This window comes from Arthrobacter sp. 10N44_2 (assembly GCF_056394385.1).
Window position 1 is genome coordinate 244,401 of sequence record NZ_JBFTHT010000002.1, and the last position, 20,013, is coordinate 264,413.

Below are 20,013 nucleotides of genomic sequence, written 5' to 3' on the forward strand. Positions count from 1 at the left end.
AGCGAGTTCTCAGTAGACTGGAACGGTGAGCATCCCTACGCCCTATGAAGACCTCCTGCGCGACGTCCTCGAGCACGGCACGCACAAATCGGACCGCACCGGTACCGGCACCCTGAGCGTTTTTGGCCGCCAGCTCCGCTTTGACTTGAGCAAGAGCTTCCCGCTGATCACCACCAAGCGGGTGCATTTCAAGTCCGTGGCGGTGGAGCTGCTTTGGTTCCTCCGCGGCGACACGAACGTCAAATGGATGCAGGACCAGGGCGTCACCATCTGGGACGAATGGGCCGACGCCGACGGCGAACTCGGTCCCGTTTACGGGGTCCAGTGGCGTTCCTGGCCCACGCCCGACGGCGGGCACATCGACCAGATCGCCGAGCTCATCGAGAACCTGAAGTCCAACCCGGATTCGCGCCGGCACATCGTCTCGGCCTGGAACGTCTCCGAACTCAAGGACATGGCCCTGCCCCCGTGCCACGCGTTCTTCCAGTTCTACGTGGCGGACGGCAAGCTTTCGTGCCAGCTGTACCAGCGGTCGGCGGACACCTTCCTGGGCGTGCCCTTCAACATCGCGTCCTACGCCCTGCTGACACGCATGATCGCGCAGCAGACCGGCCTGGAACCGGGCGAATTCGTCTGGACCGGCGGGGATGTCCACATCTACGACAACCACATGGACCAGGTCCTCAAGCAGCTCGCCCGCGAGCCCTACGACTACCCCCAGCTGAACATCACCCGAAAGCCGGACTCCATCTTCGACTACACCCTCGAGGACTTCGAGGTGGTCGGCTACCAGCACCACCCGACGATTAAGGCCCCGATAGCCGTATGAGCAACGACAACACCGCGGGCGTGCAGCCCGGCGATTTCACGGAACAACTTCGAGCGTCCACCACTGGCCTCGGGCTCGTCTGGGCCCAGACCAGCACCGGGGTGATCGGCAAGGCCGGTGACATGCCGTGGCACCTGCCCGAGGACATGTCGCACTTCAGCCGCCTCACCACCGGCCACCCGGTCATCATGGGACGCAAGACCTGGGAATCATTCCCGGACAAGTACCGCCCCCTGCCCGGCCGGACGAACATCGTCATCACCCGCCAGGCCACCTGGCAGGACACCCCGGGCGCGGAAGGCGCCGTCGCCGTCGCGTCGCTCGATGACGCCTTGCTTGAATCCCAGTTCGTGGCCGGCCATGAGACCGTGTGGATCATCGGCGGCGGCGAAATCTTTGCCCAGTCCCTGGACCTTGCCGACGTCGCCGTCGTCACCACCATCGACACCAACGCCGAAGGGGACACCTTCGCTCCGGAACTCGGCTACGACTGGACCGTCTCGGCCAGCCTCCCGCCCAACGGCTGGCTGACCTCCGCCAACGGCACCCGCTACCGGATCACGCTGTGGCGCCGGACGGAGGCCAAGTAATGCTGAGGAAGCCAGAAACACTCTTTGTCCTGGGGTACATGCTCCTGCCCCTGCTCGCACTGCTCTCCGCGGTCGTGGGATTGACCATGATCCTGGGCGGCAACAAGATCCTCGGGGCGATCGTGCTGGTGGTGGTGACCCAGGTCTTCACGTTCGGCGCGGTTTTCGCGCTGCGCCGGCGCAAGGCGGCACTGCTGGAAGAGCCCCGCGGCGACTATAACGCGTGACGTAACCGACTGCGCCGGGCTGGCCGTGAAGTCTAAACTGGGCCCATGACTACAGCAGCTACCCCGTCCGTCGGCCTGGTTGGTTGGCGTGGCATGGTCGGTTCCGTCCTCATGCAGCGCATGCAGGATGAGGGCGACTTCGCCAACATCAACCCGGTCTTCTTCTCCACCTCGAACGCGGGCGGTGCCGCCCCTGCCCTGGCCGGCGCCGCTGCGGGCGCCGCCGGCAAGCTTGAGGACGCGTTCGACCTCGAGACCCTGGCGAAGCTGCCCATTATTGTCACCGCCCAGGGCGGGGACTACACCAAGCAGGTCCACGGCGAGCTCCGCAGCCGCGGCTGGGACGGCCTCTGGATCGATGCCGCCTCCACGCTGCGCATGAATGAGGATTCCATCATCGTGCTGGACCCCATCAACCGGGACGTCATCGACGCCGGCCTCTCCGGCGGGGTGAAGGACTACGTCGGCGGCAACTGCACCGTGTCCTGCATGCTGATGGGCCTGGGCGGGCTGTTCAAGAACGACCTGGTCGAATGGGGCACGTCCATGACGTACCAGGCGGCCTCCGGCGGCGGGGCGCGCCACATGCGTGAACTGCTGAACCAGTTCGGCAGCCTCAACGCCGAGGTCAGCACCGAACTGGACGACCCGGCGTCGGCGATCCTCGAGATCGACCGCAAGGTCCTGGCACACCAGCGCGCCGGCATCGACGCCACACAGTTCGGCGTTCCGCTGGCCGGTTCGCTGATCCCCTGGATCGACGCGGACCTCGGCAACGGCCAGTCCAAGGAGGAATGGAAGGCCGGAGTGGAGACGAACAAGATCCTTGGCACCTCCGCCGCGAACCGCGTCGTCATGGACGGCCTGTGCATCCGGATCGGTGCGATGCGCTCCCACTCCCAGGCCCTGACCCTGAAGCTGCGCGAGGACCTCCCGGTCGCCGAGATCGAGAAGCTCGTGGACGCGGACAACCAGTGGGCCCGCGTGGTGCCAAACACCAAGGAAGCCTCGATGGCCGAGCTCACGCCCGTGGCGGCGTCCGGCACCCTGGACATTCCGGTGGGCCGGATCCGCAAGCTTGAGATGGGTCCGCAGTACATCAGCGCGTTCACGGTGGGCGACCAGCTGCTGTGGGGCGCCGCGGAGCCGCTGCGGCGCATGCTCCGCATCGCCACCGGAAACCTCTAGGAGCACTTCCGGGACACCCCTTCAGGCGGACGTTCAGGCACCCCTTCAGGCGGCCGTTCAGGCACCTGTTCCGGCACCTGTTCAGGCGCCAAGGAATCTGCGGTATTTCGCGGCCTGCAGCCCAAAAGACTTTTGGGCTGCAGGCCGCAGCCCGTTAACGGCGTCGAAGGGTTCAGGCACGACGCCGGCTCCCCTGCGGCCCGGCGGCCCGGCCCAGGTGCCGATCACGCCGCCGCCGGTCACAATGGTCTTCTTGAACACGCCGTTGCCGCCGGGGACGATCTTGTCGGCGTGCTCCGGCGGCAGCACGAGGGACCGGTCCGCGTAGCCGAGCAGGAATTCGTCGAACCCCGGCAGCGCCAGCACCGTGCGCTGACCGGGGACGCCGTCGTCGAGCAGCGCGGCTGTCTCTGCAGAGAGCCAGTAGCTGGTCCCCTCAAACTCCAGTTCCGCCAGCTGGTCCGACACCCGGGCCAGGGCGGCCCGGGTTTCCGTCAGCGGAATGCCGGCCCACCAGGCAAAATCACGTTCCGTGGCGGGGCCGTGACTGCGAAGGTAGCGCAGCAGCCACTCGGCGATGCCGTCGGAACGGTCCAGGGTCCGCGACTCGGTGATCCAGTCGCCGAAGGCCACGACCAGCTGCTGGTTGCCGGCCAGCGGACCCTGCACCAGCAACCCCCGCTGGCACAGGATCCCGAGCAGATGGATGCCGCGCTGGCCCGCCGTGGACTGGCCCGCCCGTTCGAAGGCCTGGAACAGCTCCGCCCGGCTGGCAGCTCCTCCGGAGACCAGCTGCAGGGCAGTTGCCGCGGCGGCGTCGACGTCCGCGGCCGTGATCTCGAGCTCCCGGTGGCGCCGGGCCAGGCCCTGGATCAGCCGGTCGGAGGTGATGGCCAGCATCCATTTCAAGTCCTCGGGCGCCAGCACGTGCAAGGTGCCGCGCATTGGCCAGGAACGGACGATCTCCGCCCGGTCCAGCGCCCCGCGTACGTCTTCGGCGCGGGAACCCGGCACGCGCTGGCCGACGGCCCAGAGCACGGCCTGCAGGTCCTGGGCCTGCATCGCAGTCATGCCGCGGACGGCGTCGGGGACGGACTGAAACCCCGGTCCCAGCAGTCCCTGGGCGGCGAGCCGCAGCCTGCCGATGATTCCGGGGCCAAGCCGGCGGACGCCCGTCACTGCTGCCATGGAACCATGGTAAGTCGCGTGTGCTGCCTGTCGGGTTGTTGCCCGGCTGTTCCCAGCCGCCATCCAGCAGGCTTCCCTACCCTTGAATCATGACTATGAGTGAGGTGTGGCCGCTGCTGCGGCCCCTGTGCCGGAAGCTGGCCCTGCTGGGCTGGGCGTCCAGCGCCGCCGGCATGGCTGCCGGGCTCGCCGTCGCCATCGCCAGCGGTACCCGGCTCTCGCCCATGATGAGCACCCTGCAGCTGGTGGCCGCCTCGTCCATGGCGGTGTCCGTGGCCAGCTTCGTCACGGCCGCGGCGTTGCAGCCGAGGGCACGGTCTCAGGCACGGGTGCAGGCGGCTGTGAAGCACGGAAGCATCGCCCCGCAGGGCCGGGAGCTCCAGCTCGACTATGGCGGCGAATTTCCGGCCACCGTACAGGCCTTCCTGCTCGGCTCCCTGGCGTTCCTCGCCGGCGCCGTGGCGTTTGCGTGCGCCGGACTGGTGCTGCAAAGCGGGCCCAGCGTCCAGTCCGTGGCGTTCTGCCAGGTCTTCCTGCTCGGGGCCGCGGCCTCCGGTTTCACCTTCATGCTTTTCAGCAAGGTGGCACCCCGCCACACGGAACCGTAGCCGGGGCGCGGGGGCGCCCGGGCCGGCGCTGCCCCCGGCCGTGCCCGGGCAGCGGCCCTTTCCCTGGGCCGGACTTTACCTAAAGATCGACGCCGATCAGCAGCGGCTCCGGGTGCAGTTCAATGCCGAAACGTTCGACGACGCCGTGGCGGACCTCGCGCGCGACGGCCAGCATGTCCGCCGCGCTCGCCCCTCCCCGGTTGGTGATGGCAAGGGTGTGCTTGGTGGACAGCGAGGCCCGGCCGCCCGAGACGCTGTCCGGGTCCAGGCCGAAGCCCTTGGCGAACCCGGCCTGGTCGATCAGCCACGCCGCCGAGAGCTTGGTCAGCCCGTCCGCACCGGCGGGGTACCGCGGGGCCTCCTGCGGCAGCCGTGCCGCGACGTCCTCGGCCACGATCGGGTTCGTGAAAAAGGATCCCGTGGAGTAGGTGTCACGGTCGTCCGCGTCCCAGACCATGCCCTTGGACGCCCGGAGCCGCAGCACCTCGCGCCGGACGTCGGTGGAGTAGGCGCGCTGGCCCTGCTCGACGCCGAGCACCCGGGCGAGTTCGGCGTAGCGGACCGGGGCGCTCTTCCGGCCGAGCGGGAGCTGGAACTCCACGGTGAGCACCACATAGCGCGGTGAGCCGTTGACGGTGGTCTGCTTAAGGATGGAGTCCCGGTAGCCGAACTTGAGTTCGGAATTCGTGAAGGACTTCACCGCGTTGCGCTCCCGATCCCAGGTGCGCACGACGGCGATCGTCTGGGAGACGTCGGCCCCGTAGGCGCCGACGTTCTGCACGGGGGTGGCGCCCGTGGCACCGGGGATCCCGGAGAGTGCTTCGACGCCGGACCAGGCATGCTTCACGGCGTGTTCAACGAAGGCGTCCCAGTTGTGGCCGGCCTGGACCACCACCGCCACGCCGCCGCAGGAGTCCTCGGCGTCGACGGTGAACCCCTCCGAGGCGATCTTCAGCACCGTGCCGGGGAACCCGGCGTCGGACACCAACAGGTTGGAGCCGCCGCCGATGATCAGCAGGGACTGGCCGGCGGCGTCCGCGGTGCGCACGGCGTCGATGATCTCGGCCTCGGTGCGGGCCTCGATATAGCTGCCGGCGGGGCCGCCGACGGCGGAGGTGGTCAGGGCGGAGAGCTGGATCTGGGTCACCTGACCAGCCTAGCCGGGATCATCCGCCCGGCTAAGCCGGTACTGGCCGCCCCTGGCTAGCTGTACTGTCCCGGCACGGGCACGGGCACGGGGAGTTTGCGGGCCACCGGGGAGAGCAGGAAACTGACGATCAGCATCACCATGACGCCCAGCAGCGAGTGGAGAATGCCGACGTGCTCGGCCAGCAGACCCAGCAGCGGCGGCCCGCACAGGAACGCTCCGTAGCCGATCGTGGACACCACGGACACCCGCGCGGCGGCCTTGACGGGATCGTCGGCCGCGGCGGACATGCCGACCGGGAAGCCCAGGGACGCGCCGAGTCCCCAGATGGCCAGGGCCACGTAGGCCAGCCACGGTACCGGGGCGAAGACGAACAGGCCGAGGCCCAGAACCGCCAGCGCGGCGCACCAGCGCATCACCGGGACCCGGCCGAAGCGGTCCAGGACCAGGGTGCCGGCGAAGCGGCCGATGGTCATGAAGGTGACGAACAGCCCGTACCCGGCAGCTCCGGCGGCGTCGGTTTGGCCGTGGCCGTCGGCCAGCGCCAGCGCCACCCAGTCCCCCGCCGCTCCTTCGGCCAGGGCCAGCCCGAGGACCAGCACGCCCAGCAGCAGGGTGCGCCTGTCACGCCAGGCCTGGGCAATGAGGCGTTTGTTGTCCAGCGGCGGCTCCGGGACCGCGTCCGCCTGCCGGACGATCGGGATGGGCCCGGTGGAAGGATCCTCGAAGGTGTCTGTCCCGGACGCCTTGAAGGGCCGCTCTGCCTCGAGGGGCGTGATGTCCGCCCGGAACCAGGCCGCCGCGGTGGTCACCGAGCCGGCCACCAGCAGGCCCACCACGGCCAGGTGCAGGAAGACGGGAATCCCGGCGGCGGCAGCCCAGGCGCCCAGCCCGGCGCCCGCAACAGTGCCCAGGCTGAAGGAGCCGTGCAGCCGGGGCATGATGTGCCGCCGGACGGCGCGTTCCACCGCCGCCCCTTCGACGTTGGACGCGGTGTTCCAGCTGGCGGTGCCCAGCCCGATGATTGCCAGACCCGCGGCAACCGCCACCGGGCTGGCGAGCACCGAGGTGCCGAAGCCTGCCAGCGCCAGCCCGAATCCGACCATGATGCTGCCGATCCGGATGGTGCGCTTGGAGCCAAGGCGAAGGACAATCAGGCCCGAGGCGGACACGGACACGAAGGATCCCGCCGTCATGCAGAGCAGGAGCAGCCCGATCGTGCCCGGGGTCAGGTCCAGACCGTCGCGGATGGCCGGCAGCCGGGACACCCAGGTGGAAAAGGCGATTCCGCTCGCGGCGTAGGCCACCACCACGGCGTTTCGCCAGTGCGTGATCTCGGCGGGCGGGACGAAGACTTCCTTGCTCACAGCAGCCAGATTCACAGCAAAGCCATGGGCTAGGCCACCCTGACGACGGCCTGGGCCTTGACGAGGACCTTCTGGGCGGCCGAGACGACCGTGAGGTCGACGCGGGCGGTGCCGGCGTCGGCGTCGAGGGCCCCGATGGCCCCGCTGACCTCGATCACGGCACCGGCCTCCGGTGTCCCCGTCGTGTCGGCGACGGGAACCGGCTTGGTGAAGCGGGTCTGGAAGTCGACGACGGCGGCGGGATCGCCGGCCCAGTCGGTCACGAGCTGGACGGCCGCGCCCATGGTGAACATGCCGTGGGCGATCACACCCGGCAGGCCGACGCCGGTGGCGAAGGCCTCGTTCCAGTGGATCGGGTTGAAGTCACCGGATGCGCCGGCGTACTTGACGAGGTCGGTGCGGGTGACGGTAATGCTGCGGCTGCCAATGTGCTGGCCGACCGTGAGTGCTGCGACGTCGATGCTCATGGCTACTGTCCCTCTCCGCGGACCAGGATGGACGAGGTGGTGGTGGCGACCGGCTTGCGGACGTCGGCGGCACCGGTGGCATCGCCGGCGGCGCCGGTGGCATCGCCGGGAGCCAGGGCGAAGATTTCCGAGCGGGTGGTGATCATGGCTCCGCCGCCCATGGCGCGGACGCCGTCGACGTGCAGTTCGGCGACCAGCCGGTCCCCCGCGACGATCGGGCGGTGGTGCGTGAACCGCTGGTCGGCGTGGACCACGCGGGAGAAGTCGATCCCGGATTCCGGATCCTCGATCAGCTGCGCGTCGGCGCGCTGCGCGACGATAATGGCGAAGGTCGGCGGCGCCACGAGGTCGCTGTGACCCAGCGCCTCGGCGGCGGCAACATCGAAGTGGGCAGGGTGGGTGGCCTTGACCGCGCGCGCGAACTCGCGGATCTTCTCGCGGCCGACGTCATACACCTCTGCGGCAGGGTAGCTGCGCCCCTGCAGGTCCGGATTGATAGTCATGGTTCCAGCCTATCGCCACGCCCGGAGCCGCCCGGCTTCGTGACAGGGTGCGCGCCGGGGACCGGACGGGCACTGACGGGCGCTCCGGCGGTTCTTGACCGATGCGATATGATGAAAACATCAATCCATCAATCCGAATCGCCTAGGGCGCCCCCGGACCGCGCCGCGAACGGATGCGAGAAAGTGTTTCCCCGCCATGATCTCCGCCGCGCAGACACCCCTGTACGAAATTAAGGCCAACCTGTTCAAAGCCCTGGCGCACCCGGCCCGAATCCGGATCCTCGAGCTTCTGGCGGCCGCGCCGGACAATACGGCACCGGTCAGTTACCTGCTCGCCGAGACGGGGCTGGAGCCCTCGCACCTGTCCCAGCATCTGGGCACGCTGCGCCGGCACGGTGTGGTGACATCGGTCCGGACGGCGAATGTCGTGACCTACCGGCTGGCTCATCCCAAGATCAAGGAGCTGCTCGCGATCGCCCGGGTCTTCCTGCTGGACACCCTGGCCGGTTCCAGCGAACAGCTCCGGATAGCGCAGGAGCTGCCGGCAGGCCACCTCGACCGCGCGGGCGACGCCGACAGTACCGGCCACCTCGACGCCGCGGCAACGTGAGCGCGGCCCAGGCAGCAGACCCGGCGACGACATCTGCCACGGCCCGGGGACGCTTCGCCCGGTTTGTGCCGTCCCGCCGCGACTACGAGCTCTTGAGGTCCGCCTGGAAGACGGATCTGTTCGCCGGCATCACGGTGGGCATTGTGGCGCTCCCCCTGGCCCTGGCCTTCGGGGTCAGTTCCGGGGTCGGGGCGGAGGCCGGACTCATCACCGCGGTGGTGGCAGGACTTGTCGCCGCCGTCATGGGCGGATCCAACGTCCAGGTCTCCGGCCCGACCGGCGCCATGGTGGTGGTCCTGGCCCCGGTGGTCGCCGTCCACGGCGTCGGCAGCATTGCCCTGGTCTCTGTACTGGCCGGGCTGCTGGTCGTGGTCCTGGGCGCCAGCGGGCTGGGCCGGGCCGTCGCGTTCATCCCGTGGCCGGTCGTGGAGGGTTTCACGCTCGGCATCGCCGCCATCATTTTCCTCCAGCAGGTTCCCTTGGCCACGGGCACCGAGGGAACGCCGGGCCACAACACCCTCCTGGCCGCCGTCGAGAGCGCGTCGCAGGCCACCATGCCGACCGTGCTGGAGACGCTCGCGGTGGTGGCCTGCGTCGCGGCCGTGATGTACCTGCTGCCGAGGCTGAATAAGGCCCTGCCCGCGAGCCTGATCGCGGTGCTGCTCACCACCGCGGCGTCGGAGATGCTGGCGCTGGACATACCGCGGATCGGCGCGCTTCCGCACTCCCTGCCGGCGCCCTCGATGCCTTCCGTCGACCCGGCCGCGCTGGGAGGCCTGCTGATGCCGGCCGTGTCCATCGCGACGCTGGCCGCCATCGAATCCCTGCTCTCTGCCCGGGTGGCCGCCGGCATGGTCGGCCCCGACGGCCGTCCGTCCGGCGCGTACAGCCCGGACCGGGAGCTCACCGGCCAGGGGCTGGCCTCGATCGCTGCCGGATTCTTCGGCGGCATGCCCGCCACGGGCGCGATCGCCCGGACCGCCGTGAACGTCCGTTCCGGGGCCAAGACCCGGCTCTCCGCGGTGGTGCACGCCCTGGTGCTGCTGGCCATCATCTACCTGGCGGCGGGGCTCGTCGGCAGGATCCCGCTGGCGGCGCTGGCCGGCATCCTCATGGTCACGGCCGTCCGCATGGTCTCGCGGCACACCGTGACGGCGATTTTGCGCTCCACCCGGGCCGACGCCGCGGTCTTCGTGGTCACAGCCCTCATTACCGTCGCCTTCGACCTCATTGTGGCCATCCAGATCGGACTCGCCGCGGCCGCCGTGTTCACGCTGCGGACATTCGCTTCCCTGAGCGGGGTCCGGCGCGAGGACATCCCGGGGCCGCCGGTTCCGGGCGATGAGCACATCGCCATTTTCCGGCTGGACGGGGCCATGTTCTTCGGTGCAGCGGAGCGGGTCCTGCAGGAGATCAGCCAGGTGAGGGACATCCAGGTCGCCGTCATCCGGCTCTCCCAGCTGCGGATGCTGGACGCCACGGGCGCCCACATGCTCGTTGAGGTGGTCTCCGCGCTGGAGCTGCGCGGGGTCACGGTCCTGCTGAAGGGGGTCCAGCCGCAGCATCTGGAGCTCGTGACCAATGTGGGGGTAATCCGCTCACTGCGGCATCACAAGCACCTGTTCACATCCCTCCCGGACGCGGTGGAGCATGCCCGGAGCCATGTGGTGCGGAACGCGGCCGCTAGCGCTTGAGGTTTTTCCGGATCGCCTGGCCGCGGACCACAAGCCCGGCAATGTGCAGGACCAGGCCGAGTCCGATCACTGCCAGTGAGGCGAGGGCAAGGGGCTGGTTGCCGGTGCTGTTGCCCACCACGCTGAGGATGATACCGAGGGCGATCAGGCCCATGGCGCTGAAGACGATCACCTTGTAGGTGGTTGACGCGGTGGCCCAGAATTCATTCAGCACCGTGCCAGTCTACCGGGACGGCCGGACGACACCGCGAGCCGCAAAATTCCTGGCGACACTCACATTGCCTGCCGGCGCGGGAATACGGGCGCGTCCGGTAATTTGCGCGTCGCGAGGCAATTCCAGCGTCAGAACAAGGCTTCCTGCACGGCCGGGACATCCGAGCCGTGGTCACCGAGTTCGATCACCCGGGCCTTGAGCTGGCCCAGGTTCACCACGAATTCCAGTCCGCTGCCATCCAGCGCCGCGAGGGCAATGCTGCCGCTCAGCGCGTCGATCCGGAACCCGTGCGCTCCGGCCGCCAGGTCGTGCGGATAGGCATGCCGGGCGGCCGGGGCGCAGGCCTTCGCGGAGAGTTCCGGCCGGGCCCACCGCTCATCCACCACCGCGAAGCCCTCCCCGCCGGCACCGGCAATCAGGGTCCGGGCCTCCCCTGCCAGCCGTCTGTTCAGGGCGTCGAGGTCGACGGCGGCTGCCGGCGCGAGCAGCGCAGCGGCCTTGGCGGCAGCGCGGACCTGCTGCGGCAGCCCGGCCTCGCGCGTGATCATGTCTTCAAGGAGGCGGACCACGCGGCCGTCCTCGGCACGGGCGACGTACCGGGCGACGACGGCGCCCTGCTCGGCGAGCCGGTTCCATTTGCGCCGGTGGGACGCGGTGCCGACCTTGCTGGCCCCGTTGGCGAAGGTGGCGACGTAGAGCCAGTGCGGCTGCATCAGGTACGCGCGCAGGCCCGGCGGGACCCGGCCGCCGCGGTGGAAGTCATGGATCAGCCGGAATTCATCCAGGACGAAGCACCGCCCGCACTGGCTGCCCCTGGCGGCGGGAGCCCGGTCCGGGCACAGGACGTGGTCCCGGTCCGCGGGTCCGTGCACCAAGTGATGCCCAAGGCACTGTTTCCCCGCGGCGGCGAGCCGGAAACCGAGGCGGGTGCCGGCGTCGAGCGTCACTGCGGTGAGGGCGCCGCCAGGGTCCTGCAGGCGCATCGCCGGCGGCCTGCCGCCGGACGCTGCGGCGGGCCCGGGCGCCGGACCATCCCAAAAGACCCCGTGCACCAGATAGCGGGTATCGGTCACGGGGTCTCCTCGAGTGGTGTGGCGGCTACAGGGCCGGCTGCACGCCAAAGGCTACCGCGAGCTTCATGATCTTCTCGGCCCGGCCCAGGCGCGGCAGGTCGGAGCCGTCCCGGATGACGCGGCCGTTGGCTTCGAAGTCGGCCATGAAGTCGGTGGCCCAGGCGACGTCGGACGGGGTGGGGCTGATGACCTCGTTGATGACCGGCGTCTGGTCGATTGCGAGGCAGAGCTTCCCGGTCATCCCCATCATCACCGTGATGCCGGTCTGTTCGCGCAGGATCGGGTGGTTCGTGCCGACGGTGGGGCCGTCGATGGGGCCGGGGAGGTTGCCCACGCGGCTGGCCACAACGAGCTTGGCGCGGGGGTAGGCCATGGCTTCCGCGGTGGCCGCCATGCCGGTGTCGCGGCGGAAGTCGCCCGAGCCGAAGGCCAGGCGGAAGGCGCCCTGGGCCTTGGCGATGTTGTTGGCTTCCTCGATGCCGACGGCGGACTCGACCAGGGGGATCACCGGGGTCTTGCCGTCCATCCGGTGGAAGCTCTCCGTGACCTGGTCGGCCGATTCGGTTTTGGCCAGCATGATGCCCAGCAGGCCGGGGGTGCCGCGCAGGCCGGCGAGGTCGTCGGCCCAGAACGGGCTGGTGGCGTCGTTGATCCGGACCCACGCGCTGCCGCCGGCGGTCAGCCAGTTCACGACGTTGGCGCGGGCGGCGTCCTTCTGCGAGGGGTCCACCGCGTCTTCGATGTCGAGGATGATCGCATCGGCCCGGGAGACGGCGGACTGGTCGAAGAGATCGGTCTTCATCGCGTTAACCAGCAGCCAGGAGCGGGCGATGTCGGCCGGGATGTTGCGTTGGGGCCGAAGTGATTCGGCGGTGGTGGTAGAGGTCATGCATCTACGCTAGTCGCCCGGGGGCACTTGCCGCTAAGCGATCCGGCCCTCAGCGGCGACCATTACGACCAAAATCACGTCCACACCCAGCTGGCCGGCAGCAGAAGCCGTTTTCGGGCTCCCAACGGCCTCGGCTGCCGGCCAGTTGGGTGGGACGGACAGGCTAGGGGATGTTGCTTCCCCGGGCCGCGACCCAGAGCCCGTACCACTCGGCGCGGGTCATCGCCGCGGCGGCCTCGGCGGCTCCGGCGCAGGCGAGGATCCGGTCCGGGTTCGCGGTGCCGATCACGGGCGCAATCCCTGCAGGGTGCCTCATGAGCCAGCCGAGCACGATCGCTTCCCCCGTGGTCCCCTTCTCGGCGGCCAGGGCGGCCACGAGGGAGGTGGCGGCCTCCTCGGCCGGCGTCCGAGCGGCCGCCGGCGCCCCGGTGTAGAGGCCGCGGGCCAGCGACCCGTATGCCTGCAGACGGATGCCGTTCCGGACGCAGTGCTCGACGGTCCCGTGCGGGAAGCTGTAGTCCGTGCCCTCGGCATGGTTGACGAGCACTGTGCTTTCCAGCCACGCCCGTTTCAGCAGGCTCATTTCGAGCTGGTTGCCCACCACGGGAACCTCGAGCCGGTCCTGCAGCATCTCGATCTGCGGGCCCGACATGTTGGACACGCCCACGGCCCGCACCTTGCCTTCGGCCATGAGCTGCCCGACGGCGGAGGCCACCTCCGCCGGATCCATCAGGGGATCCGGGCGGTGCAGCATGAGCACGTCGACGTAGTCCGTCCGGAGCCGGGCCAGGCTTTCGTTGACCCGCTCCAGGATGCCGTCCCGGCTGAGGTCGTAGTAGGCCTCCAGGCCCTGCTCGTTGAGCCGGATGCCGCACTTGGTCTGCAGCCGGATTTTCTCCCGCAGCCCGGCGGTGCGGGCCAAGACCTCGCCGAAGACGGCTTCGGCCTTGCCGTTGGTGTAGATGTCCGCGTGGTCGAACAGTGTGATGCCCGCGTTCAGGGCGGCTTCGACGGCCGCGGCCGCCTCGTCCACGTGCGCGGACGAGTACGGCTCGGCCGACCAGTCGCCGCCCAGGCCCATGCAGCCGTAGACGAGTTCCTGGGGAAGGTTCCCGGCGCCGGCGGGCGTGCCGGGCGAAGCCTGCGGTGCGGGGCTCACCGCAGCCAGACGGTGGTGTTGGCCGGCAGCTGCCCGCCATCCAGCGGGCCGCTGCTGACCAGCACCTCGCCGGCCGGCAGGTCAACCGGCGCGTCGCCGAAGTTGGTCACCGTCTGCCAGCCGCCGGGACGGCTGAAGCGCAGGACGTCGGCGCTGCCGGATTCCTGCCACTGCAGTTCCTCCGAGGTCTGCAGTTCGCGGCGCAGCTTCAGGGCCGTGCGGTAGAGCTCGAGGGTGGACCCTTCCACGCCGTCCTGGGCTGCCACCGCGTAGCGGCTGAACCAGGCCGGCTGCGGCAGGTGTGCCCCGCCGGCGCCAAAGCCGAACGAGGTGCCCTCCGGGGCCCAGGGCAGGGGCACGCGGCAGCCGTCGCGGCCAATCTCCACGCCCTTGTTCCGGAAGAAGGTGGGGTCCTGGCGCTCGGCGTCGGGGATCTCCGTGACTTCCTGCAGGCCCAGTTCCTCGCCCTGGTACAGGTAGGCCGATCCCGGCAGGGCCAGCATCAGCAAGGTCGCGGCGCGGGCCCGGCGCAGGCCGAGTTCGACGTCGAGCTCCTCGACGGGGGCGCCGGCCAGCAGCCAGCCCTTGCCGTCCTGGCCCTGGGCGTGCTTGCCGCCGCCCTGGGGCAGGCCGTAGCGGGTGGCGTGGCGGACGACGTCGTGGTTGGAGAAAACCCAGGTGGAGGAGGCCCCGGACTCGGTGGCCTCGGCGAGGTTCCGGGCGATGATTTCGCGGAACTCGCCTGCGGCGAAGTCGGCCTGCAGGAGGTCGAAGTTGAACGCCTGGCCCAGGCCCTCCGGGCTGGCGTAACGGGCGCGGCGGGTGGCGTGCACCCAGGCCTCGGCGACGGCGGTGCGCGGCGGGTTGTACTCGTTGAACACCTCGCGCCACTCGGCGTAGATCTCGTGGACTTCATCGCGGTCCCAGAACGGGTGCGAGCCGTCCGGGAAGCCGTCCGTTCCGGTGTTGGCGGCGCTGAGCTCCACCTTGGAGATCAGCGGCTCGGTGAGGTCCTTGGTCAGCGCGTGGGCGACGTCGACGCGGAAGCCGTCCACGCCGCGGTCGGACCAGAAGCGGAGCGTCTTGAGGAAGTCGTCGCGGATTTCCCGGCTGGCCCAGTTCAGGTCCGGCTGTTCCTTGGCGAAGATGTGCATGTACCACTGCCCGGGCGTGCCGTCGGGCTCGGTGATGCGCTCCCAGGCGGGGCCGCCGAAGACGGATTCCCAGTCAGACGGCGCGAGTTCGCCGTTTTCGCCGAGGCCGTCGCGGAAGATGTAGCGCTCGCGGGCCGCGGAGCCGCGCGGGGAGGCCAGAGCCTCCTGGAACCACTCGTGCCGGTTCGAGGAGTGGTTGGGGACGATGTCGGCGATGAGCTTGATGCCGGCGGCGTGCAGCGCGGCGGACATCTCGTCGAAGTCCGCCAGGGTGCCGAGCTTGGGGTCCACGTCGCGGTAGTCGTCGACGTCGTAGCCTCCGTCGGCGAGCGCCGAGGGGTAGAACGGGGAGAGCCAGACGGCGTCGATCCCGAGTTCCTTCAGGTACGGGACCTTGGCGGTGATGCCCTTGATGTCGCCCAGTCCGTCACCGTTGGAGTCCGAAAAGCTCCGCGGGTAGATCTGGTACACCGATGCCTGGCGCCACCAGTTGGGGTCGGCGGCGAGATCGGAACCGGACAGGGTTGCCAGCGTGGCGGTGTTGGTCAAAGGAGATTCCTTCGGGTCTGGGAGGGCTTCTGGTAATTTAGATACAAGCTAAATATATTGCCTGAACAATTATGGGTCCGGGGACAGAAGAGGTCAAGAAGTGATGCCGCACGTAGCCGCCGCCACGCCGCAGCTGCTGCGCCGCGTCAACGCCCAGGCCGTGCTGCGCCACATCCGCGGCGCCGATGTGGCCACCGGAACCGAGCTGATGGCCCTGACCGGGCTGACCCGGGCCTCGGTGATTGCCGTTTGCGAGGATCTGATCGGCCGGGGCTGGATCGTGGAGCAGGACCAGCCGGCAGACCCTGCCAGTCCGCGGAAGGGCCGGCCGGCCCGGCGCTTTGCCTTCAACCGGGAAGCGGGTTTCGTGTTGGGCCTGGACATTGGTGCCGCGACCACCACCGCCGCCGTGGCCGACCTCCGCGGCACGGTGATCGGCCGTTCCAGCGGGAGCTTCCGCGCGGCGGACATCCCCGCGCAGGAGCGGATCGGCGTCGTCGATCTCGCCTGCCGCGAGGCGCTGGAAGCGGCGGGAGCTGACCCGGGCAGGGTCCTGGCCGTCGGCGCCGGGATCGCAGCGCCGGTGGACCGCGACGGCAACGTTCTGGTGACGCAGCGGTTTTGGAGCCTGTTCGACGTCGGGCTCCGCTCCGCGCTGAAGGAGCTGCACGGCTGGACCGTGCTCCTGGAGAACGACGCCAACCTGGCTGCGCTCGGTGAGCGCTGGCGCGGGTCCGGCGTGGGCGTGGATGATCTGGTGGTGCTCCTGGCCGGCGAACGCCTCGGCGCAGGCGTGATGGAATCCGGCCGCCTGCTCCACGGCCGCGGCGGGGCCGCCGGCGAGATGGGCTATCTGGACATGGTGGAGGGTGTTGGCTCCAGCGACGGCATCGCCGCCCTGGTGCGGCAGTGGTCGGCTGCCGGCGGCGGACCCTCCGCGGGCGGCCCTGCCAGTGCGCCGCGCGTCTTCGCGGACGCGGCCGCGGGAGACCCGGCGGCCCTGGCCATCCTGGACCGGATTTCGGAGCGCATGGCCCGGGTCATCGCCTCGATCGCGAGCCTGATCAACCCCGAGCAGGTGGTGATCGGCGGCGCCGTCGCCGAGTCCGCCGGGGCGCTCCTGCCCGGCATCACAGCCCTGCTTCCCCGCTTCACCGCGACTCCCCCGCGGGTGACAGTCTCACCCCTGGGCGACGCGATCGTCACGGCGGGCGCGGTCCGGCACGCCCTGGACTACGTCGAGGCGAATGCCTTGGAGCTGGCCCTCCCCGCGCGGGGCTGACCCGGATCCGTTGCCTTAGTCCGGCATGATCATGGTGCGCAGGTCCAGCTGCCGCAGCACCCGGTCCGCGACTTCCGGGTCCATGCCCGGCTCGTTCCGGGCCGCTACGACTTCCCGGCGGGCCGCATCGAGGGCGATCGTCTGCACCGCGATCGCCAGTTCCCGGCCACGCTTGCGCTGCTCCCCCGCGCTTTCATTCCGCAGGCTCCCGTCCAGCAGCTCGGCGTGCAGCCGGGTCATTTTCTCCTTCACGAGCGCCACCTTATCCGCCGGCAGCTCCTTCATGAGCTCGTTGTCCTTCAGGGCCGCGATGGCTGCCTGTTGCGCCCGGCTTGCCAACACGCGGGCGGCGTCGCGTTCTTCGGAACCGTCCTCGGACGCCTTCAGGACCCGCATGAGCCACGGCAGCGTCAGCCCGGGCAGCACCAGGGTGGCCAGCAGCACGGCGCAGGCGATCACCAGCAGCTCGCTGCGGGCCGGGAACGGCGTGCCGTCCGCAACGGTTAGCGGAAGAGCCAGGGCCAGCGCCAGGGTGGCCAGGCCGCGCATGCCGCACCACGTGAGTATCAGCACGTCCTTGGCCGAAGTAGGGCGCAGAACATCCTTCCTCGCCCGGGAGAGGCCGGACATCATGGCCAGCCAGGCGAAGCGTGCGGCGAACACCAGGACGCACACCACCGCGGCCGTCCCGACCATGCCGAAAACGCCGCTGCCTTCGTCGTGGATGACTTGCCGTACTTCCAGCCCCACCAGCCCGAACGCCAGGCCGGTGACCAGCAGTTCCACGACGTCCCAGAACGCGGTGCGGGTGACCCTCTCCGCGGCGTCCCCGGGCCGGGAGTGGCGCTGCATTTCCAGCGCGGTGACGACGACGGCGATCACCCCGGAGGCGTGCACCTCCTCAGCCAGGATGTAGGCGGCAAACGGCACCACCAGGGTGACGGCGCTCCGGGCCACCATGGAGGTCACCAGGCGGGTGATCAGGCTCGTGAGCCAGCCCATGCCGATCCCCACAACCACCGCGATCGCAGCACCCAGGACAAACTGGAGGACAACGTCCGAGGCGATCTTGGTGCCGGCGACCGCGGCGGCCACGGCCGCCTGGAAGATGACGATGGCGGCGGCGTCGTTGAACAGGCCCTCGCTCTGGAGCACGTTGATGAGCCGCCGCGGCATGTGGACCCGGCTGGCGATGGAGTCCACGGCCACGGGATCGGGCGGGGCCACCATGGCGCCCAGGGCGATCGCGGCCGGTATGCCGATGCCCGGGATCATGAGCCAGGCCGCGCCCGCGACCACCGCCGTCGAGACCACCACGAGCGCGACGGCAAGCATCAGCAACGTGCGCCAGCGGACCCGGAAAACAGCCCATGAACTGCGCTGCGCGGTCGCGAAGAGCAGCGGGGGCAGGAAAATGGGCAGGATCAGCTCGGGCGGGATCTGGATCTCCGGGAAGCCGGGGATGAACGTCAGGGCAACGGCCAGGATCAGCATCAGCACCGGGTAGGGCAGCCTCAGCTTCTCTCCGAGACCGACAGCGCCCACCGTAGCCAGCAGAAGTCCAACGATGAGTGCCAACTGATCCATGTGCCCGCTTTCCCCGGAGGCGGGCCGGGGCATCCCGGGTGGATGTGCGGACCGCCCCCACCACCCTATCGGGAAGAGTCCTGGGCTAGCCCAACGTTTCCAGCGCTGCCGCGAGCGGGAGCGTGCCGTCCCGGAACTCGATGGTGCGCCCGATCGTGGCCGGCAGCCCGAGGACCGCCGCCGCCACCAGGGCGACGTTGGCCCGGGCGGTTTCGGTGCCGTCGGACGTGTCGGCGGGGTCGACGTCGATCATCCCGTTGCCGGGTCCCGCGGTCAGCGTTCCGGGGCCCAGGACGGTCCAGTCAAGGCCTGAACCGCGCAGGTACTCATCCGCCGCGGCCTTGGCTTCGGCGTAGGCGAAGAAGCCGTTGTCCGCGGGGACTCCGTGGTCCGGCCCGGCCCCGAAATAGGACACCATGACGTACCTGCTGACGCCGGCTTCCGCCGCGGCGTCCATGGAACGGATCGCGGCGTCGCGGTCCACGGCGTAGGTCCGTTCGGGGCTGCCGCCGCCGGCTCCGGCCGACCACACCAGGGCGTCGTGTCCGCGGAGGGCTCCGGCGATCTGCGCCGTCGTCGCGTTCTCCACATCCAGCAGCGCCGGTGTGGCGCCGGTGGCCGCGACGTCGGCCGCATGGTCCGGGTTGCGGATAAAGGAGGTCACCCCGTGCCCATCCGCCGCGAGGATCCTGGACAGTTCCAAAGCCACCTTGCCGTGGCCGCCGATAATTGCGATGCGCGTCATGGTCCCATTCTGTCCCACCGGACAGCGAACTGCTGCCCCATGGTCCACAGGTTGGTGGTGGTCCAGTAGATCAGGACGCCGATGGGGAACACGATCCCGCCCACACCGAAGACGACCGGCAGGCTGTACAGCAGCACCTTTTGCGGGCCCATGAGCGGAGTCGCCACGGCCTCGCCGGACAAGCTCCTGGCCATGATCTGCCGCTGCGTGATGAGCTGCGAGGCCGTCATGGCCAGGATCATCGCAATGGAGAGGATCCACACCGAGAGCTGACTGCCGCCGACGCCGTGCAGCAGCGAGGCCGAGAGCGGGGCGCCGAAAATCGTGGACTCGTCGAACTGCGCGACCTGTTCGGGGCTCATGGCCCCGACGGCTTCGCCCTGGCCGGCCGCGGCGCTGATGCCGGACAGCATCTGGAACAGCGCGAAGAAGAAGGGCATCTGGATCAGCAGGGGCAGGCAGGCGGAGAACGGGTTGGTGCCGTGCGCCTTGTAGAGGGCCATCTGTTCCTGCGCCATGGCCTGGCGGGAGAGCGGATCGGTCTTGCCTTTGTATTTGTCCTGGAGCTTCTTCAGGTCCGGCTGCAACCGCCTCATGCGCTGCTGGACGTTGACCTGTTTGAGGAACACCGGGATCAGGGCGGCGCGGATCACCAGCACCAGCCCGATGATGGACAGCGTCCACGTCCAGCCGCTGGCCGCCGGCATGCCGATGGCGCTGAGTCCGTCATGGAAGCCCGCCATCATGGCTGAGACCAGCCATTTGAACGGGGCCATGATGGTGCCAAGAAGGTCCACTGATATCCCCAACCGTCAGATGCTGCAAAGCTACGGCGAAACGTCCCGCTTGTCACGGGCTCGCGTGGTTGGAGGGCACACCGCTGACCAGGAGACGATTCAGCCGGTGTCCGGGCGTGCCCGCGCTGCGCTGATGGCGTTGATTT

At 69.5% G+C, this 20,013-nt stretch carries 21 protein-coding genes; 8 read left to right on the forward strand and 13 right to left on the reverse strand.

From position 1 onward, the window contains the following. The first annotated feature begins 25 nt into the window (after positions 1-25). From AC1DBX_RS04115 to asd, 4 genes are read left to right on the forward strand one after another with little or no spacing between them, the layout of a single operon-like run. Entirely contained in the window at positions 26-829 is an 804-nt protein-coding gene (locus AC1DBX_RS04115; protein WP_079550143.1) for a thymidylate synthase, read from the forward strand. Beyond that, on the forward strand, positions 826-1,419 hold the full coding sequence (locus AC1DBX_RS04120) for a dihydrofolate reductase (protein ID WP_476931124.1): 594 nt from the start codon (positions 826-828) through the stop codon (positions 1,417-1,419). The genes AC1DBX_RS04115 and AC1DBX_RS04120 overlap by 4 nt, the downstream gene beginning before the upstream one ends. Further along, positions 1,419-1,646: an NF038396 family protein gene (locus AC1DBX_RS04125; RefSeq protein WP_028276519.1), complete on the forward strand. Its 228-nt coding sequence runs from the start codon at positions 1,419-1,421 to the stop codon at positions 1,644-1,646. Before AC1DBX_RS04120 ends, AC1DBX_RS04125 begins: the two co-directional genes overlap by 1 nt. Positions 1,647-1,691: 45 nt before the next feature. Then, the gene (gene asd / locus AC1DBX_RS04130; protein ID WP_043435910.1) at positions 1,692-2,834 is read left to right on the forward strand and encodes an aspartate-semialdehyde dehydrogenase; all 1,143 of its coding nucleotides are present in this window, start codon (positions 1,692-1,694) and stop codon (positions 2,832-2,834) included. Positions 2,835-2,915: 81 nt separating this feature from the next. Here the strand turns inward: asd and AC1DBX_RS04135 are convergent, their stop codons facing one another. Next, a complete protein-coding gene (locus AC1DBX_RS04135; RefSeq protein WP_476931125.1) occupies positions 2,916-4,022 on the reverse strand; it encodes a winged helix DNA-binding domain-containing protein in 1,107 nt (368 codons plus the stop codon). 89 nt (positions 4,023-4,111) lie between these two features. Between AC1DBX_RS04135 and AC1DBX_RS04140 the strand changes: the two genes are divergently transcribed. Beyond that, positions 4,112-4,630, forward strand: coding sequence for a hypothetical protein (locus AC1DBX_RS04140; RefSeq protein ID WP_476855671.1), 519 nt, complete (start codon positions 4,112-4,114; stop codon positions 4,628-4,630). 79 nt (positions 4,631-4,709) lie between these two features. Here AC1DBX_RS04140 and AC1DBX_RS04145 read toward each other — a convergent pair whose 3' ends face one another. Genes AC1DBX_RS04145 through AC1DBX_RS04160 form a run of 4 tightly spaced genes read right to left on the reverse strand, consistent with a single transcriptional unit; the run spans position 4,710 to position 8,114 of the window. Further along, complete coding sequence (locus AC1DBX_RS04145; protein WP_476931126.1) at positions 4,710-5,777, reverse strand: UDP-N-acetylmuramate dehydrogenase; 1,068 nt, start codon at positions 5,775-5,777, stop codon at positions 4,710-4,712. Positions 5,778-5,833: 56 nt separating this feature from the next. After that, positions 5,834-7,144 (reverse strand): MFS transporter, encoded by a 1,311-nt coding sequence (locus AC1DBX_RS04150; RefSeq protein WP_476931127.1) that lies wholly within the window; start codon positions 7,142-7,144, stop codon positions 5,834-5,836. A gap of 29 nt (positions 7,145-7,173) precedes the next feature. After that, on the reverse strand, positions 7,174-7,611 hold the full coding sequence (locus tag AC1DBX_RS04155) for a MaoC family dehydratase (RefSeq protein ID WP_476931128.1): 438 nt from the start codon (positions 7,609-7,611) through the stop codon (positions 7,174-7,176). A 2-nt stretch (positions 7,612-7,613) separates the two neighbouring features. Then, the gene (locus AC1DBX_RS04160; protein WP_476870451.1) at positions 7,614-8,114 is read right to left on the reverse strand and encodes an FAS1-like dehydratase domain-containing protein; all 501 of its coding nucleotides are present in this window, start codon (positions 8,112-8,114) and stop codon (positions 7,614-7,616) included. 196 nt (positions 8,115-8,310) lie between these two features. Between AC1DBX_RS04160 and AC1DBX_RS04165 the strand changes: the two genes are divergently transcribed. Further along, positions 8,311-8,724, forward strand: a complete 414-nt coding sequence (locus AC1DBX_RS04165) for an ArsR/SmtB family transcription factor (protein ID WP_476851331.1) — start codon at positions 8,311-8,313, stop codon at positions 8,722-8,724. Further along, positions 8,721-10,418: a SulP family inorganic anion transporter gene (locus AC1DBX_RS04170; RefSeq protein ID WP_243181115.1), complete on the forward strand. Its 1,698-nt coding sequence runs from the start codon at positions 8,721-8,723 to the stop codon at positions 10,416-10,418. Before AC1DBX_RS04165 ends, AC1DBX_RS04170 begins: the two co-directional genes overlap by 4 nt. On the opposite strand, the gene AC1DBX_RS04175 is transcribed toward AC1DBX_RS04170, so the two are convergent. The 5 genes from AC1DBX_RS04175 to AC1DBX_RS04195 all read right to left on the reverse strand — a co-directional run bounded on the left by AC1DBX_RS04175 (position 10,408) and on the right by AC1DBX_RS04195 (position 15,456). Further along, on the reverse strand, positions 10,408-10,632 hold the full coding sequence (locus AC1DBX_RS04175; protein WP_476870450.1) for a DUF3188 domain-containing protein: 225 nt from the start codon (positions 10,630-10,632) through the stop codon (positions 10,408-10,410). The genes AC1DBX_RS04170 and AC1DBX_RS04175 overlap by 11 nt on opposite strands. Positions 10,633-10,760: 128 nt before the next feature. Continuing rightward, on the reverse strand, positions 10,761-11,705 hold the full coding sequence (locus AC1DBX_RS04180) for a DUF2797 domain-containing protein (protein WP_476931129.1): 945 nt from the start codon (positions 11,703-11,705) through the stop codon (positions 10,761-10,763). A gap of 25 nt (positions 11,706-11,730) precedes the next feature. Continuing rightward, a complete protein-coding gene (locus tag AC1DBX_RS04185; RefSeq protein ID WP_223913776.1) occupies positions 11,731-12,594 on the reverse strand; it encodes an HpcH/HpaI aldolase/citrate lyase family protein in 864 nt (287 codons plus the stop codon). A 163-nt stretch (positions 12,595-12,757) separates the two neighbouring features. Beyond that, entirely contained in the window at positions 12,758-13,753 is a 996-nt protein-coding gene (locus tag AC1DBX_RS04190) for an aldo/keto reductase (RefSeq protein ID WP_476859388.1), read from the reverse strand. Further along, on the reverse strand, positions 13,750-15,456 hold the full coding sequence (locus AC1DBX_RS04195; RefSeq protein ID WP_476859387.1) for a glycoside hydrolase family 13 protein: 1,707 nt from the start codon (positions 15,454-15,456) through the stop codon (positions 13,750-13,752). The genes AC1DBX_RS04190 and AC1DBX_RS04195 overlap by 4 nt, the downstream gene beginning before the upstream one ends. A 103-nt stretch (positions 15,457-15,559) precedes the next feature. Between AC1DBX_RS04195 and AC1DBX_RS04200 the strand changes: the two genes are divergently transcribed. Beyond that, positions 15,560-16,738, forward strand: coding sequence for an ROK family transcriptional regulator (locus AC1DBX_RS04200; protein WP_476931130.1), 1,179 nt, complete (start codon positions 15,560-15,562; stop codon positions 16,736-16,738). A 15-nt stretch (positions 16,739-16,753) separates the two neighbouring features. Here AC1DBX_RS04200 and AC1DBX_RS04205 read toward each other — a convergent pair whose 3' ends face one another. The 3 genes from AC1DBX_RS04205 to yidC all read right to left on the reverse strand — a co-directional run bounded on the left by AC1DBX_RS04205 (position 16,754) and on the right by yidC (position 19,867). Continuing rightward, on the reverse strand, positions 16,754-18,325 hold the full coding sequence (locus AC1DBX_RS04205; protein WP_028276506.1) for a Na+/H+ antiporter: 1,572 nt from the start codon (positions 18,323-18,325) through the stop codon (positions 16,754-16,756). A gap of 85 nt (positions 18,326-18,410) precedes the next feature. Further along, positions 18,411-19,070 carry an NAD(P)H-binding protein gene (locus tag AC1DBX_RS04210; protein ID WP_476931131.1) on the reverse strand — a complete coding sequence of 220 codons (660 nt, stop codon included), beginning with the start codon at positions 19,068-19,070 and terminating at the stop codon, positions 18,411-18,413. Continuing rightward, complete coding sequence (gene yidC, locus AC1DBX_RS04215; RefSeq protein ID WP_476931132.1) at positions 19,067-19,867, reverse strand: membrane protein insertase YidC; 801 nt, start codon at positions 19,865-19,867, stop codon at positions 19,067-19,069. Before yidC ends, AC1DBX_RS04210 begins: the two co-directional genes overlap by 4 nt. Positions 19,868-20,013 lie beyond the last annotated feature (146 nt).

Coding starts and splice junctions, on each gene's coding strand:
- AC1DBX_RS04120 (WP_476931124.1), top strand. CDS start 826: ATGAGCAACGACAACACCGCGGGCGTGCAGCCCGGCGATTTCACGGAA.
- AC1DBX_RS04125 (WP_028276519.1), top strand. CDS start 1,419: ATGCTGAGGAAGCCAGAAACACTCTTTGTCCTGGGGTACATGCTCCTG.
- asd (WP_043435910.1), top strand. CDS start 1,692: ATGACTACAGCAGCTACCCCGTCCGTCGGCCTGGTTGGTTGGCGTGGC.
- AC1DBX_RS04135 (WP_476931125.1), bottom strand. CDS start 4,022: ATGGCAGCAGTGACGGGCGTCCGCCGGCTTGGCCCCGGAATCATCGGC.
- AC1DBX_RS04140 (WP_476855671.1), top strand. CDS start 4,112: ATGACTATGAGTGAGGTGTGGCCGCTGCTGCGGCCCCTGTGCCGGAAG.
- AC1DBX_RS04155 (WP_476931128.1), bottom strand. CDS start 7,611: ATGAGCATCGACGTCGCAGCACTCACGGTCGGCCAGCACATTGGCAGC.
- AC1DBX_RS04160 (WP_476870451.1), bottom strand. CDS start 8,114: ATGACTATCAATCCGGACCTGCAGGGGCGCAGCTACCCTGCCGCAGAG.
- AC1DBX_RS04165 (WP_476851331.1), top strand. CDS start 8,311: ATGATCTCCGCCGCGCAGACACCCCTGTACGAAATTAAGGCCAACCTG.
- AC1DBX_RS04185 (WP_223913776.1), bottom strand. CDS start 12,594: ATGACCTCTACCACCACCGCCGAATCACTTCGGCCCCAACGCAACATC.
- AC1DBX_RS04200 (WP_476931130.1), top strand. CDS start 15,560: ATGCCGCACGTAGCCGCCGCCACGCCGCAGCTGCTGCGCCGCGTCAAC.
- AC1DBX_RS04205 (WP_028276506.1), bottom strand. CDS start 18,325: ATGGATCAGTTGGCACTCATCGTTGGACTTCTGCTGGCTACGGTGGGC.
- AC1DBX_RS04210 (WP_476931131.1), bottom strand. CDS start 19,070: ATGACGCGCATCGCAATTATCGGCGGCCACGGCAAGGTGGCTTTGGAA.